Raw genomic sequence first — 17,137 nt, forward strand, 5'->3', positions numbered from 1 at the left:
CGACCGGATGCCGCACGTATTCACCAACGGCATACGGCTCTCCTACGAACGGTCGGGCCGCGGTGAACGAGTGCTCATGATCATGGGTTCCTCGGCCGGGGGTCGGGTCTGGACCCTGCACCAGACCCCCGCGCTCACCAAGGCCGGCTACCAGACCATCACCTTCGACAGCCGGGGCATCGCCCCCTCCGACATCCCGCCCGGGAAGTACAGCCTCGCCGACATGGTCGCCGACACCAAGGGCCTCATCGAGGCACTGGACGCCGGACCCTGCCGGATCGTCGGCACCTCGCTGGGAGCGCTGATCGCGCAGGAACTCGCGATCGGCTGGCCGCACCTCGTCCGGTGCGCGGTCCTGATCGGCACCAAGGCACGCTCGGACGCCGTCCGGGTGGCTCTCGGACGGGCGGAACGAGCCCTGCTGGACAGCGGGGTGAAGCTGCCCGCCGAGTACGAAGCGGCCATGTCGGTGCTGCAGATGCTCTCGCCGGCCACGATCAACGACGACAAGGCCGTATCCCTGTGGCTGGAGACGTTCCGGCTCTCCGGCGGCGAGGCGTCCCCGGGCCAGACCTGGATCGACACCGACGAGGACCGCCGCAAGGCACTGCGGGAGGTGACGGCACCCTGCCGTGTCATCGCCTTCGCCGACGACTTCGTCACCCCGCCCCACCTGTCCGCCGAAGTCGCCGACGCCATTCCGGAATGCGACTACGTCGAGATTCCCGACTGCGGCCACTTCGGTTATCTCGAACGCCCCGACGAGGTCAACAAGGCAATCATCGAATTCCTGGACACGCACTAGAAACACAGGCACACACGCGCTGGAAGAGCGCGAGTGATTTCACGCGAGCGGCTTAGTGGGGGCGTCATGCACGGTGAACCGAACTCCTGGCGTGACCAGCCGGCGGACCTGCCCGCCCTGGAGCTGCCCCTGGACCGCCCCCGCACCCCGGGCGGCCCCGGTCGGACAGCGGTGGTCCGGTTCGACCTGCCGCCCACGACCGCACAACGGCTCACGGAACTGTCCCGCACCGGCGAGACCACCGTGCCCGCCCTCGTCCTCGCGGCCCTGAGCGTCCTGATGGGCCGCTACGCGGGCACGGACGACGTCGTGGTGGCCACGGACGGGGCGGTCGCCCGCACCGACCTCAGCGGCGCGCCCTCCTTCGCCGAACTCCCCGGCCGCGTACGCGTGATCGCGGGCGGCTCCGCCCGCCGTCCGGTCGGCTTCGCGTACACCGGCGACGACGGTGCGCCGGAGCCGTCGAGCGACCTGCTGCTCCGCCTGTACCTCACCCAACCCGGCCGCCTCTCAGGGGAGTTCAGGTACGACACCGCCCTGTTCGACACGGCGACGGTGGAACGGACCGCCCGGCACCTCCTGGCACTGATCGAGACCGCGGCCGAGCACCCGGACCGCTGCGTGCACGAACTGGCGGTACCGACGCCCGAGGAACGCGCCGCTCTCGTCCGCGCGGGCGACGGACCAGCGCTCGCGCTGCCGTCGGCGGCCGGCGTGCACGAGCTCATCGCGCACTGGGCCGCACACAGCCCGGACGCGGTCGCGGTGGTGGCCGGTGACCGCGCGCTGACCTACGGCGCACTGCTGACGCGGGCGAACCGGCTGGCGCGGCACCTGCGGGGCCTGGGCGTCGGTCCCGAGTCGGTCGTGGCGCTGTGCCTGGACCGTGGTGCCGACATGGTCGTCGCCGTACTCGCGGTCTGGCAGGCCGGCGGCGCGTACCTGCCGCTCGACCCCGAGTACCCGGCCGAGCGGCTGGAGTTCATGCTCGCCGACAGCGGCGCCACGGTGCTGGTCGGCGGCGCCGGGCCGGTCGGAACACTGCCCGCAGACCGCGTGGTGCGACTGGAGGACCGGGCACGGTGGAAGGCGCTGCCCTCCTCCGCACCGGACACCGAAGCACGCCCCGCCCAACTGGCCTACGTCATCTACACCTCCGGCTCGACGGGACGGCCCAAGGGCGTACAGGTCGCCCACGAGGGACTGCTGAACCTGGCCGTCGCCTTCCGCCCGGTGCTCGGGGCCGCTCCCGGAACCCGAGCCCTGCAGTTCGCCTCGCTCAGTTTCGACGCGGCCGTCCTCGACGTGGCGATGACGCTCGCGGCCGGCGGGACACTCGTGGTGGCTTCGTCGACGGACCGCGCACAGCCGGCCATGCTCGCAACCCTCGTACGGGCCCAAGCGGTCACGGTGGCCAGCGTGTCACCCTCACTGCTCGGCGTCCTGGAACCGGCGGCCCTGGCAGACGTGGGCGCGATGCTGGTCGGCTCGGAGCGGGTCGGCACCCAGGTGGCCCGGGACTGGGCCCCCGGGCGGCGACTGGTGAACGGGTACGGACCGACGGAGACGTCGGTCATCGCCTGCGTGGGTCCCGTGGACGCCGACGCGCCCGGAGCACCGCCGATCGGCGGGCCCCTGCCCAACACGCGCGTCTACGTGCTGGACCCCACCCTCGAACCCGTGCCGGTGGGCGCCGTGGGGGAGCTGTTCATCGCGGGCCCCCAACTGGCCCGCGGCTACGGCGGGCGCGCGGCCCTGACCGGAGAACGGTTCGTGGCAGACCCCTTCGCCGCGGACGGCTCCCGCATGTACCGCTCGGGCGACCGCGTCCGGTGGCTGGCCGACAGCCGCCTGGAGTTCGTCGCACGGGCGGACGGCCAGCTCAAGGTCCGCGGCTTCCGCGTCGAGCCGGGTGAGGTCGAGGAAGCCCTGGCCGCCCACGAAGGCGTGCGGGCGGTGGCCGTGACCGCGTTCGGCGAGGGTGAGGCACGCCGCCTCGCGGCATACGTGGTGCCGTCGGACCCGGCACACGGCATGCCGCCGGTGGACACCCTGCGCGACCTCGCGGGACGGCGACTGCCCGACTTCATGGTGCCGTCGGTGTTCTTCGAACTGACCGCGCTGCCGCTGACCACCAACGGCAAACTCGACCGGGCCGCCCTCCCCGCACCCGAACACGCGCAACGGCGCCAGGGACCGTACGTCGCTCCGGCCGCCGGCGCCGAGGAAGTGCTCGCCGGGATCTGGGCGCGGCTCCTCGGGGTCGACCGGGTGGGCGCCGAGGACAGCTTCTTCGCACTGGGCGGACACTCACTGCTGGCCGCCCAGGTCATGTCCCGCATCCGCGAGACCTTCGGCGCGGACCTGCCTCTCGCGGTGCTCTTCGAGCGGCCGACCGTACGGCAGCTGGCAGAGGCCGTCGCGGACACGGCCGGCGGGACGGGTGCCCGCACCGGCACGGGCGGCTCGACGATCGAGGCGGTCGGTCGGGGCGACGAGCCCCTGCCGCTGTCGTTCGGGCAGCAGCGGCTCTGGTTCCTCGACCAACTCGACCCGGGCTCCGCCGAGTACAACCTGCCTCTGCGCCTGCACATCGACCACGCGCTGGACGTCCCCGCCCTCCGAGCCGCCCTGGACACGGTCCTGGCCCGGCACGAAGCCCTCCGCACCCGCCTGGCACCCGGCCAGGACGGCACCGTGCACCAGGTGATCGACGCACCCGCGCCCTTCCCGCTGCCCGTGGTCGACGTGTCCGCCGGCGCGGACCCTCGTCGCGAGAGCCAACGGCTGGCAGATCAGGAGGCGATGGCCCCCTTCGACCTCGCGACCGGACCGCTGATCCGCGCCGTGCTCATCAGATCGGCCCCCGACGACCATCTGCTGGCGCTGTCCGCACACCATGCCGTCTTCGACGAGTGGTCCGACCTCGTCCTCCAGCGTGAACTGTGGGCCCTCTACGACGCGTTCCGCGCGGGCCGCCCGAATCCGCTGCCGCCGCTCCCGGTCCAGTACGCCGACTTCGCCGTCTGGCAACGACGGTCACTGACCGCCTCCGTCATGGAAGAGCAACTCGCATACTGGCACGCACAGTTGGCGGATCTGCCGACCTCGGAGCTGCCCACCGACCGGCCCCGGCCCCCCGTGCGGCCCACCGAGGGAGCCGTCACACGGTTCACCGTCCCGCCACACACCGCCGAGGCGCTGCGCACGGTGGCACGGGAACACGGCACCACCATGTTCATGACCCTCCTGGCCGCTTTCGACGTCCTCCTCGGCAAGTACACCGGCTCACAGGACGTGGTGGTCGGCACGCCGGTGGCGAACCGGAACCGCGCCGAGACAGAGGACCTGATCGGGTTCTTCGTCAACACCCTGGTCATGCGGACGGACCTGTCCGGCGACCCGACCTTCGCCGAACTGCTGGAGCGGGTACGGGAGACGGCTCTCGGCGCGTACGCCCACCAGGACCTGCCGTTCGAGCAACTCGTGGACACGCTCGTGACCGAGCGGGACCGATCACGCAGCCCGCTCTTCCAGACCATGTTCACCTACGGCACCCCAGGCGGCTCCTACGTCAACCCCGGCACGCTGCCCGTGAAGTGCGACCTCGCCCTGCGCCTGGTGGAGAGCGGAGACGGACTGCTGGGAGAGGTGGAGTACAGCACGGCGTTGTTCGACGCGGGGACCGTGGAGCGGTTGTCGGGTCATCTGGTGCGGTTGTTGGAGGTGGTGGCGGAGGATGCGGGGCGGCGGGTGGGTGAGCTGCCTGTGTTGTCGGCTGCTGAGGTTGAGCAGGTGGTGCGGGGCTGGAGTGGTGCTCCTGCCGTGTTGCCGTCGGTGGGTGGGGTGCATGAGCTGATCGTCGCGCGGGCGGTGGAGGCGCCGGACGCGGTGGCGGTGGTGTCCGGTGACCGGGTGCTGTCGTATGGCGGGTTGGTGGCGCGGGCGGGTCGGCTCGCCCACGAGTTGCGTGCTCGGGGTGTGGGTGCGGAGTCGGTGGTGGGGCTGTGTCTGCCGCGCGGTGTCGACATGGTGGTGGCGGTGCTGGGGGTGTGGCTGGCGGGCGGTACGTATCTGCCGCTGGACCCTGAGTATCCGGCGGATCGGCTGGAGTTCATGGTCGCCGACAGTGGGGCGCAGGTCGTGCTCCGCGAAGGTGATCTCGCAAGGACCGGGTCGCTGCCGTCGACGGCTCCCGAAGTCGCCGTCGATGCGGCGCAGTTGGCGTATGTGATTTATACGTCGGGTTCCACCGGCCGTCCCAAGGGCGTGCAGGTCTCCCACGGCGGTGTGGTCGGCATGGTGTCCGCTCTCGGTCCCGAACTGGGAGCTGGGCCGGGCGTTCGCGTGTTGCAGTTCGCCTCTTTCAGTTTTGATGCGGCGGTGCTGGACATCGCGGTGACGCTTGCGCACGGTGGCACGCTGGTGGTGGCGAGTGCGGGGGAGCGGGCGGAGCCCGAGGCGCTGACGTCCATGATCTGTGCGCAGGGTGTGGGTGCGGCGAGTGTGGTGCCGTCGTTGTTGGGTGTGCTGGAGCCCGGGCAGGTATCCGGTGTCGAGACGTTGTTGCTGGGTGCGGAGCGGCTGACGGAGCAGGTCGCCAGGGCGTGGTCGCCCGGTCGACGCCTGGTGAACACCTACGGCCCGACCGAAGCGACCGTCATGGTCACCGCGGGCGCGGTCGAGGGAACAGAAGGTGTGCCGCCGATCGGCTCGCCGGTCGCCAACGCACACCTGTACGTCCTGGACGCGTCCCTGCATCCCGTCCCGGTGGGTGTGGCGGGTGAGGTCTTCATCGCCGGGCCGCAGGTCGCTCGCGGTTATGCCGGCCGCCCGGCCCTGACCGGTGAGCGTTTCCTTCCCGACCCCTTCATGGCGGACGGTTCGCGCATGTACCGCTCGGGCGACCGGGCCCGCTGGCTTCCTGACGGGCAGTTGGACTTCGTAGGCAGGGCGGACCAGCAGGTCAAGGTGCGTGGCTTCCGTATCGAACCCGGCGAGATCGAAGCCGCTCTCAGCACGCACCCCCAGGTCCGTACCGCCGTCGTGGTGCCCTTCGGCGAGGAGGACGGCCGGCGACTGGTGGCCTACCTCGTCCCGAGGGACGCGACCGAAGGCATCCCGACCTTCGCGGACCTGCGCACCCATGCCGCGGCCCACCTGCCCGCCTTCATGATCCCGTCCGTCTTCACGCCCATCGCCTCGCTGCCCCTCACTCCCAACGGCAAGCTGGACCGCTCGGCACTTCCGCAGCCGGAGCGGCGAGAGCTGTCCGGGTATGTGCAACCGGCCTCTCCCACCGAGGAGTTGCTCGCCGGCGTCTGGAGCCGTCTGCTCGGTGTCGCCCGCGTCGGTGTCACGGACAACTTCTTCGAGCTGGGCGGTCATTCGCTGCTCGCGACCCGGGTCGGCTCCCGGATCCGCGACCTGCTGGCGGTGGACGTGCCGCTCTCCGCCGTGTTCGACCGCCCCACCGTGCGGGAGCTGGCCGCGCTGGTGGACCGTTCGGCGCGGGGGACGGCCGTACCCCCGGTGACGGCGGTGGACAGGGGCCGGCCCCTGCCGTTGTCGTTCGCACAGCAGCGGTTGTGGTTCCTCGACCAGTTGGAGCCCGGGTCCGCGGAGTACACCATCGCGCTGCCGGTGTGGTTGCGCGGGGAGAAGCCGGACGTGGAGGCGCTGGGCGCTGCCCTGGGCGCGATCGTGGCCCGCCACGAGGTGCTGCGGACGCGGCTCGTCGTCGGCGCTGACGGTGTGCCGTACCAGTGGGTCGACGCGCCGACCGGTTTCCCGTTGCCGCTCGTCGACGTATCCGGGGAGCCCGACCCGGTCGTGGCGGCGCGGGAGTTGGTGGCAGGGGACGCGGCCGTACCCTTCGACCTGGCACAGGGGCCGTTGGTACGGGCCACCCTGGTGCGGCTGGCCCCGGACCAGCATGTGCTGGCGGTGACCGTGCACCACATCGTGTTCGACGAGTGGTCGGACCGTGTCTTCCGACGTGAACTGCGGTCTCTCTACCAGGCGTTCCAGAACGGTCGGCCCGTCCCGCTCGCACCGCTGCCCCTGCAGTACGCGGACTTCGCGGCCTGGCAGCGGCAGTGGCTGACCGGAGCCGCGCTCGCATCGCAGCTCGCCTACTGGGTCGAACAGCTGGCAGACCTCCCGGAGCTGGAGCTGCCGGTCGACCGGAAGCGGCCGCCCGTGAGGTCGACCGAGGGCGCGGTGCTGCGGTTCACCGTCCCCGCCCACACCACCGAAGCCCTGCGGAGCCTGTCGCGGACGCACGACTCGACGATGTTCATGACGCTGCTCGCCGCGCTCGGCGTGCTGCTCGGCCGCTACGGCGGTACCGAGGACGTGGCGGTCGGCACGCCGGTGGCGAACCGGAACCGTGCCGAGACCGAGGACCTGATCGGGTTCTTCGTGAACACCCTGGTCCTGCGCACCGACCTGTCCGGCGACCCCACGTTCGCCGAACTCCTCGCCCGGGTACGGGAGACGGCCCTCGGGGCGTTCACCCATCAGGATCTGCCGTTCGAGCAGCTGGTGGACGAGCTGGTCGTCGAGCGGGACCGCTCCCGCACCCCCCTGTTCCAGGTCATGTTCAACTACGCCACGTGGGAGGCAGGGGACGTCCTGACCGACGTGCTGCCCGCCAAGTACGACCTCCTCGTCACGGTCGGCGACACCGGCCGCGACCACGGGCTGAGCTGCGAGATGCAGTACAGCACCGCCCTGTTCGACGCGGCCACGATCGACCGGATGACCGGGCACTTCGTGAGCCTGCTGGAGCGGGTGGCCGAGGCCCCGGAGCGGCCGCTGTCCCAGGTGCCGACGTTGCCGGCGCACGAACTGGAACTGCTGGCCGCCGAGTGGCACGGCGGCGGCGCCCCCGGCCTCGTCGCTCGCGGGGTGGACGAGCTGGTCGCCGGCCGGGCCGTGGCCCGCCCCGACGCCGTGGCTCTGGTCTGCGGTGAGCAGAGGCTGACGTACGGCGGCCTGATGGAACGCGCCAACCGGCTCGCGCACCGGCTGCGGGACGCGGGCGTGGGCGCCGAGTCGGTGGTCGGCCTGTGCCTGGACCGAGGGGCCGACACCGTCGTGGCGATGCTGGCCGTGTGGCAGGCCGGCGGGGCCTGGCTGTCCCTGGATCCGCGGTACCCGGCCGAACGGCTGGAGTTCATGCTCACCGACAGCCGTGCCGCGCTCGTGGTGACACAGGCCCACCACGCCGGCGTACTGCCCGACGGCGTGGCGCCCCTGCTGGTGCTCGACGATCCGGCGACGGCCGCCGCGATCAGCGCGGGCCCGCGCACCGCCCCCGGGGTCACGCCCCACCCGGAACAGCTGGCCTACGTGATCTACACCTCCGGTTCCACCGGCCGGCCCAAGGCCGTCCAGGTCGCGCACGCGAGCGTGATCCACCTGTTCGAGGCCGCCGACGCCAGTGACGCACTCACACTCGCACCGGAGAGCGTGTGGAGTGTCAGCCACTCCTTCGCCTTCGACTTCTCCGTCTGGGAGGTCTGGGGTCCTCTGACCCGGGGCGCCCGCAGTGTCGTGGTACCGATGGACCGGGTGCGCGAGCCGTGGCGGCTGCGCGAGGTCTTGGCAGCCGAGGGCGTCACCCACCTGAGTGCCACACCGGAGCTGTTCCGCCAGCTGTCCGAAGCGGTCGAGCCCGGGCGCGAGCTGCCCGCGCTCGCCTTCGTGGTGTTCGGCGGCGACGCGCTGCAGCGCCCGCACCTGGCCCGCTGGAGCGCGGCACACGGCCTGGACACCCCCGCCCTGGTCAACATGTACGGGATCACCGAGACGACGGTCCACGTCACCCACCACCGCATCGGTTCCGCGGACCTCGAAGGTGACCCGGGGCTGCCCGTGGGGCAAGGGCTCCCGGGGTGGCGGGTGTACCTGCTCGACGAACACCTCCACCCCGTACCGGTGGGCGTGCCGGGCGAGCTGTACATCGGTGGCGCAGGTGTCGCCCGCGGATACGGCGGCCGGGCCGCGCTCACCGCTGAGCGGTTCCTGGCGGATCCCTTCGCCGGCGACGGTACGCGCATGTACCGCTCCGGGGACCGGGCACGCCGACTGCCGGACGGGGTACTGGAGTTCGCGGGCCGCGGGGACAAGCAGGTCAAGGTGCGCGGGTTCCGGATCGAGCCGGGCGAGATCGAGGCCCGGCTCACCGCTCACCCGGGCGTACGCTCCGCGGTGGTCACGGCCCACGGCGACGGCGCCCACCGCCTGCTCGCCGCCTATCTGGTCCCCGCGGACCAGGCCGTGGGCGCCCCGGCGGCGGCCGAGCTGCGGGAGCACCTGCGGCACGGGCTGCCGGACTTCATGGTCCCGTCCTCCTTCGTCGAGCTGGCCGCGCTGCCGCTGACCGCGAACGGCAAGCTCGACCGGGCCGCGCTGCCCGTGCCGCAACCGCACCAGGCGGAGCGCCCCTCGGCGGCAAGGGCGTCGGAGGGTGACGGGTTCGTGGCGCCGAGGGGTCCCTCGGAGGAGCTGCTGGCCGCCATCTGGGCCCATGTGCTCGACGTGGAGCGGGTCGGCGCCCACGACAACTTCTTCGAGCTGGGCGGCCACTCACTGCTGGCGACCCAGGTCGTGTTCCGCATCCGTGAGGCGTTCTCGGTCGAGCTGCCGCTCGCCGACCTGTTCGACCGGCCGACGGTACGCGACCTGGCACCCCTTCTGGACCGCTCGGACGCCGGCGTCGTCGTGCCGCGCATGACACGCATCGGCCGGGACCGACCGCTGCCGCTCTCGTTCGCCCAGCAACGCCTGTGGTTCCTCGACCAGTTGGAGCCCGGCTCGGTCGAGTACGCGCTGCTGTCCCCGGTGCACTGGAACGGACACCTGGACGTCGCCGCGCTCCGGGCCGCCCTGGGCGGTGTCGTGGCCCGCCACGAGGTGCTGCGCACCCGGCTCGTCGCGGACGCCGACGGGGTTGCCCGGCAGGTGATCGATCCGCCGCACCCGTTCGCGCTGCCCGTGGTGGACGTCTCCACCGGGACGGACCCGGCAGCGGTCGCACGGCGCCTGGTCGCGGCCGACGCCGGTGTGCCGTTCGACCTGGCGGCCGGTCCCCTGGTGCGGGCCACCTTGATCCGACTGGCCGATGAGGAACATGTGCTGGCCCTCGCCATCCACCACGTGGTGTTCGACGAGTGGTCCGACCGGATCTTCCATCGCGAGCTGTTGGCGTTGTACGAGGCGTTCTGTGCGGGGGAGCCGGATCCGTTGCCTGCGTTGGAGGTGCAGTACGCGGACTTCGCGGTGTGGCAGCGGCGGTGGCTGGACGGTGAGGTGCTTGAGCGGCAGCTGTCGTACTGGCGTGAGCGCCTGTCCGGCACCCCGGACACCGAACTCCCCATCGACCGGCCCCGTCCGGCCGTGCGCTCGTCCGCGGGAACCCGGTGGCGGTTCGCCCTTCCCCAGGAGGTCGTCGAGGGGCTGCGGGGGTTGTCGCGTGAGTGCGGTGTGTCGATGTTCATGACGCTGTTGGCGGCGTACGCGGTGTTGTTGGGGCGGTATGCGGGGTCGGAGGACGTGGTTGTCGGTACGCCGGTGGCGAACCGGAACCGGGCGGAGACGGAGGACCTGATCGGGTTTTTCGTGAACACGTTGGTGATGCGTGCGGATCTGTCGGGTGATCCGTCGTTCCGTGAGGTGCTGGGGCGGGTGCGGGAGACGGCGTTGGGTGCGTATGCGCATCAGGATGTGCCGTTCGAGCAGGTGGTGGATGCGTTGGTGGCCGAGCGGGACCGCTCGCGCACGCCGTTGTTCCAGGCCCTGCTCAACTACGACTTCGTCGAGAGCGAGGCGTCCCGCGCGGCCACCGGCCGGACGGTCGACCGCAGCGGCAGCGCCGCCGACGTCGTCGCCAAGTACGACCTGCGACTGGTGCTCAGCGACGACGGACACGGCCTGGACGCCGAGTTCGAGTACAGCCGCGCCCTCTTCGACGCCACGACCGTGCAGCAGATGGCGGACCACCTCGTCACCCTGCTGAGCGCCGTGGCCCTGGACGCGGACCGCACCCTGTCACGACTGCCCGTGCTGCCGGCCCACGAACTGGACCGGCTGCTCAGGGAGTGGAACGACGGAGCGGTCCCCGTCCCCCCGTCGGGCGGCGTACCCGAACTGATCGCCGAGCGCGCCGCGACGGCCGCGGACACGGTGGCGGTGGTCTCCGGCGACCGCACGCTGACCTACGGCGCCCTCGCCGCCCGCGCCCACCGGCTGGCCCACTACCTGCGGGCCGTCGGCGTCGGCGCGGAGTCGGTCGTGGCGCTGTGCCTGCCGCGCGGAGCCGACATGATCGTGACCGTCCTGGCCGTGTGGCAGGCCGGAGGGGCGTATCTGCCGCTGGACCCCGACTACCCGGCCGAACGCCTCGGCTTCATGCTCACCGACAGCGGCGCCGAAGTGGTGATCGGCACCGAGGACCTCGTCGACGAACTCCCGGTCGGCCGACTGCGCACGGTCGTCCTCGACGACCCCTCGGTGCGCGCCGTCCTGGCCACACAGCCCACCGAGGCCCCCGACGTCGCCGTCCTGCCGGGCCAACTCGCCTACGTCATCTACACGTCGGGTTCCACCGGCCGGCCGAAGGGCGTGCAGGTCACACACGGCGGTGCGGTGAACTACGTCGTCTCCGTGGTGGACCGGGCCGGCTGGGGCGCCGGCGAGCGGTTCGGACTGCTGCAGCCCGCCGTCACCGACCTCGGCAACACCGTCGTGTTCGGCTGCCTCGCGTCCGGTGGCGTCCTGCACATCCTCGACGGGGACGTCGCGCTCGACGGCCGTGCCGTCGCGGGCTACCTGGCCGGATGGGCGGTGGACTGGGTCAAGGTGGTGCCGTCCCATCTGGCGGCCCTGGCCGCCGACGCCGGCGTGGAGGGGCTGATCCCCGGCCGGGGCCTCATGCTGGGCGGGGAGGGCGCCTCGCCGGTCTGGCTGGGCGGCCTGCTGGAGGCCGCCGGAGAGCGGGCCGTCGTCAACCACTACGGCCCGACCGAGGCCACGGTCGGCGTGGTCGCCGGCCGACTCGACACCGGAGTGCTCGCCGACGGAGTGGTGCCGCTCGGGACCCCCCTGGCCAACACCCGCGTCTACGTGCTCGACGCAACCCTGCGCCCGGTGCCGATCGGCATGGTGGGCGAACTGTACGTCGCCGGCCCCCAGGTGGCGCGCGGCTACCGGGGCCGCGCCGCGCTCACGGCGGAGCGGTTCGTGCCCGACGCCTTCGCCGGCGACGGGACCCGCATGTACCGCACCGGCGACCGTGCACGGTGGCGTGCGGACGGCCGACTGGAGTTCCTGGGCCGCATCGACGCCCAGCTCAAGGTGCGCGGATACCGTGTCGAGCCCGGCGAGGTGGAGGCGGCACTCGTCTCCCACGCCCTGGTGCGCTCGGCCGTCGTGACCGCCCGGGGCGAGGGACGGGGACGCCGACTGGTGGCCTACCTGGTGCCGGCCGACCACGACGAGGGACTGCCGCCGGTGGCGGAACTGCGCGCGTTCGCGGGCTCACGCCTGCCCGAGCACATGGTTCCCTCGGTCTTCGTCGAGCTCGGAGAGTTCCCCCTCACCGCCAACGGCAAGCTCGATCGAGCAGCCCTGCCCGAACCCGACGCGGAGGAGTCCGGGACCGGGACCCACACCCCGTCGGTCACCGACACCGAGGAGCTCCTGACCGGCATCTGGTCCGACGTCCTGGGAATCGGCCGGGTGGGAACCCTCGACGACTTCTTCGACCTCGGCGGGCACTCCCTGCTCGCCACCCAGGTCATCTCCCGCATCCGGGAGGTGTTCGGCACCGAGGTGCCGTTGTCGGCCCTGTTCGACGCGCCGACCGTGCGCGAGTTCGCCGCGGTGGTCGACAACTCGGCCACCGGCCTCGCCGTACCCCCCGTCACCGCCCTAGACCGGGACCGGTCGCTGCCGCTGTCGTTCGGCCAGCAACGGCTCTGGTTCCTGGAGCAGTTGGGGGACGGCACGCCCGAGTACAACCTGACGGCGGCCATCCGCCTGGACGGCGACCTGGACGCGTCGGCGCTGCAGGCCGCGCTGAGCCGGATCACGGCCCGCCACGAGGTGTTGCGCACCCGACTGGTGGCGGGCGCGGACGGTGTGGCGACTCAGGTGATCGACCCGCCGCGGCCGTTCCCCCTGCCGGTCGTCGACGTGTCCGACACGGCCCAGCCGGAAGCCGCCGCACGTGCCCTGGCCGCGGCGGACGCCGCCCTGCCCTTCGACCTGTCGGCCGGCCCGCTGATCCGTGGAGTCCTGGTCACTGTCGCCGCCGACCGGCACCTGCTGGCCCTGGCCATGCACCACGCCGTGTCGGACGAATGGTCAGGCCGGCTCCTCCGCGGCGAACTGACCGCCCTGTACGAGGCGTTCCGAGCGGGCCGGCCCGATCCGCTGCCGCCGCTGGCGGTGCAGTACGCCGACTTCGCCCTCTGGCAGCGCCAGTGGCTGGACGGCGACGTCCTGCGGAGCCAACTCGCCTACTGGCGCGCCCGGCTGGCCGGAGCACCCGTACTGGAACTGCCCACCGACCGGCCCCGCCCGGCGGTGCGGTCCAGCGAGGGCGGGGTCGTCGACTTCCGGGTGCCCGAGGACACGGCCCGTCGGCTGCGCGAGCTGACCCGCGGCCACGGCGCCACGATGTCCATGACGCTGCTGGCCGCGTTCAGCGTGCTGCTGGGCCGTTACGCGGACTCGCGGGACGTCGTGGTCGGCACGCCGGTGGCGAACCGGAACCGGGCCGAGACCGAGGACCTGATCGGGTTCTTCGTGAACACCCTGGTGCTGCGCACCGACCTGTCCGGAGACCCCACGTTCGCCGAACTCCTCGCCCGGGTACGGGAGACGGCCCTCGGCGCGTACGCCCACCAGGACCTGCCGTTCGAGCAGCTCGTGGAGGAACTCGTCGTCGAGCGGGACCGCTCCCGCAGCCCGCTGTTCCAGGTCCTGTTCAACTACGACACCGCCGGCACGGACAAGTCCGACGTGGCCACAGGCGGTCCGCTCACCGTGAGCTTCGACCTGGCGGTCCGGCTCGGCGACGGAGACGACGGTCTGACCGGCGAGTTCCAGTACAGCACCGCCCTCTTCGACGCGGCGACCGTCGAACGGATGGCCGGCCACCTGGTCGAACTGCTGGGCGCCGCGGCCGAGAACCCCGAGCGGCGCATCGGCGAATTGCCCCTGCTCACGGCGGCGGAGCGGGACGCGCTGGTGAGGCAGTGCCACGGAGCGCCGGCCGTGCTGCCGCCGGTGGCGGGCGTCCACGAGCTGATCGCACGGCGCGCGCAGCAGTCCCCGGACACCGCCGCGGTGGTCTGCGGCGCCCGCGTGCTGACGTACGGCGGGCTGCTGGCGCGGGCCGGCCGGCTGGCGCGGCACCTGCGCGGCCGGGGAGTGGGCCCGGAGTCGGTCGTGGGGCTGTGCCTTCCGCGCGGCGTGGACATGGCCGTGGCCGTGCTGGGCGTATGGCTGGCGGGAGCGGCCTACCTGCCGCTCGACCCGGAGTACCCGGACGAGCGACGCGACTTCATGGTGGCCGACAGCGGCGCCCGCGTGGTGCTGCGGGAGGACGACCTGGCACTCGACACCGCGTCGCCGTCGACGGCGCCGCAGGTACCGGTACGACCGGACCAGCTGGCGTACGTCATCTACACCTCCGGTTCGACGGGCCGCCCGAAGGGCGTGCAGGTCGCACACGGAGGCCTGGTCAACCTGGCGCAGACGTTCCGGCGGGAACTGGGCGTGGCCCCGGGGACCCGGATGCTGCAGTTCGCCTCCTTCGGCTTCGACGCGGCGGTGCTGGACCTGGCGACGACCCTGGCCTCGGGCGCGACGCTCGTGGTCGCCTCCTCCACCGAGCGGACCGAGCCCGCCGCGCTGTCCGCCGTCGTACGGGCGCAGGGTGTGGGCGTGGCGAGCGTGTCCCCCTCCCTCCTGGGGACCCTGGACCCCGTCGCCCTGGCCGGGGTCGAGGCGATGCTGGTGGGCTCCGAACGCGTGGGCGAGCAGGTGGCACGGGTCTGGGCGCCGGGCCGGCGCATGCTGAACGGCTACGGCCCCACCGAGACGACGGTGATCGCGTCCGCCGGACCGGTGGACGCCGAAGAGGTGGGGGCGCCGCCGATCGGCGTACCCCTGCCCAACACGCGGGCGTACGTGCTCGACGACCGGCTCGCCCCCGTGCCGGCGGGCGTGACGGGCGAGCTGTACCTCGCCGGACCACAGCTGGCCCGCGGCTACGGCGGTCAGGCCGCCCTGACCGCGGAGCGCTTCGTGCCCGACGCGTTCGCCGGGGACGGGTCCCGGATGTACCGGTCGGGCGACCGTGTGCGCCGGTTGGCGGACGGACGGCTGAGCTTCGTCGACCGCGCCGACGGCCAGCTGAAGGTGCGCGGGTTCCGGATCGAACCGGGCGAGGTGGAGGCCGCCCTGGTGGCCCACCCGGGCGTACGCGCGGCCGTGGTGACGGCCTTCGGTGACGGCGGTGAACGCCGCCTCGTCGCGTACGTCGTGCCGGCCGACCCCGGTGCGGGCATCCCGTCCGTGACGGACCTGCGGGAGGCCACCGGCCGACGGCTGCCGTCGTTCATGGTCCCGTCGGTGTTCGTGGAACTCGCGGGCCTGCCGCTGACCGCCAACGGCAAGCTGGACCGCGCCGCCCTGCCGGAACCGGACGGGACGTCCCCCGGTGAGCACGCGTACGTGGCTCCCGCCGGAGCCACCGAGGAACTCCTCGCCGGCATCTGGGCACAGCTCCTCGGCGCGCACCGCGTGGGCGCCGAGGACGACTTCTTCGAACTGGGCGGACACTCCCTGCTGGCCACCCAGGTGATGTCCCGCATCCGTGAGGTGTTCGGCGCCGACGTGTCCGTGGCGACACTGTTCGACCACCCGACCGTACGGGCACTCGCCGCGACGGTCGACGGAGCGGCCCGGGGCACGCTCCTGGCACCGGTCGGCCAGGCCGGCAGGGACCGCCCGCTGCCGCTGTCCTTCGGGCAGCAGCGGCTGTGGTTCCTCGACCAACTGGAGCCCGGATCCACCGACTACAACCTGCCGCTGCCCCTGCGTCTGGACGGAGTCCCGGACGTCGCGGCCCTGGGCGCGGCCCTGGACGCGGTGACGGCACGCCACGAGGTGCTGCGCACCCGTCTGGTGACGGGATCAGACGGGGTGGCCCGCCAGGTCGTCGACCCGGCGTCGACACCGCACCCCCTGCCGTTGGTCGACGTGTCCGGTCTCGCCGACCCGGCCGCCGCGGTCCGGCTGCTGATCGCCCGGGAGACGGAGACACCGTTCGACCTGGCGGCCGGCCCCCTGATGCGCGCCATCCTGATCCGCGTGGCCCCGGACGAACACGTCCTGGCCCTGTCGATGCACCACGTCGTCTTCGACGAGTGGTCCGGCCGCATCCTGTGGCGTGAGCTGTCGGCTCTCTACGAGGCGTTCCGGGCGGGCCGCCCCGATCCGCTGCCGACGCTCGCCGTCCAGTACGCCGACTACGCCGTCTGGCAGCACCAGTCACTGGCCGGACAGGTGCTCGAAGGCCAACTCGGCTACTGGAAGGACAAGTTGGCCGACCTGCCGGTCCTGGAGCTGCCCACCGACCGGCCCCGACCCGCCATGCGCTCCTCCGAAGGCGCCACCACCCGCTTCACCGTGCCGGCGCACACCGCGGAGACCCTGCGAGCCCTGTCACGGCGGAGCGGCGCCACCATGTTCATGACCCTGCTGACCGCCTTCGACGTCCTGCTGGCACGCTACGCGGGAGCGGAGGACATCGCCGTCGGCACCCCGGTGGCCAACCGCAACCGCGCCGAGACGGAAGACCTGATCGGCTTCTTCGTCAACACCCTGGTCATGCGGACCGACCTGTCCGGGGACCCCACCTTCGCCGAACTCCTCGCCCGCGTCAGGCGCACCGCGCTGGACGCCTACGCCCACCAGGACCTGCCCTTCGAACAGTTGGTGGACGCGCTGGTGGCGGAGCGGGACCGGTCGCGCACGCCGCTGTTCCAGGTGTTCTTCACCTACGTCATGGCGGATGCCCAGGACGGCGCCCCTCTGCTCGAACAGCCCGAAGGACTGCCGCGCACCACCCTGTTCGACCTCACCCTGCGACTCGCCGACTCCCACGGCGGCGGCCTGACAGGTGAGTTCGAGTACAGCACGGCGCTGTTCGACGCGGAGACCGTCGAGCGGTGGTCGGGGCATCTGGTGCGGCTTTTGGAGGCGGCGGCGCAGGACGCGGGACGCCCAGTGGGGGAGTTGCCCCTGCTGTCC

The 17,137-nt window shown here is 72.4% G+C and carries 2 protein-coding genes; both read left to right on the plus strand.

The annotated features are described in order from the left end of the window. Positions 1-7: 7 nt before the first annotated feature. The gene (locus AQI94_RS41870) at positions 8-805 is read left to right on the plus strand and encodes an alpha/beta fold hydrolase (RefSeq protein WP_031059663.1); all 798 of its coding nucleotides are present in this window, start codon (positions 8-10) and stop codon (positions 803-805) included. A 33-nt stretch (positions 806-838) separates the two neighbouring features. Then, positions 839-17,137: non-ribosomal peptide synthetase (locus AQI94_RS41875; protein ID WP_225890416.1), on the plus strand; the 16,299-nt coding region annotated here is incomplete at its 3' end.

Origin of the sequence: Streptomyces pseudovenezuelae, from assembly GCF_001513955.1 — a bacterium.
GTDB classification, from domain to species: domain Bacteria; phylum Actinomycetota; class Actinomycetes; order Streptomycetales; family Streptomycetaceae; genus Streptomyces; species Streptomyces pseudovenezuelae.

What these genes read in the sequence shown, in the direction of transcription:
- AQI94_RS41870 (WP_031059663.1), top strand. Translation starts at nt 8, where the DNA reads ATGCCGCACGTATTCACCAACGGCATACGGCTCTCCTACGAACGGTCG.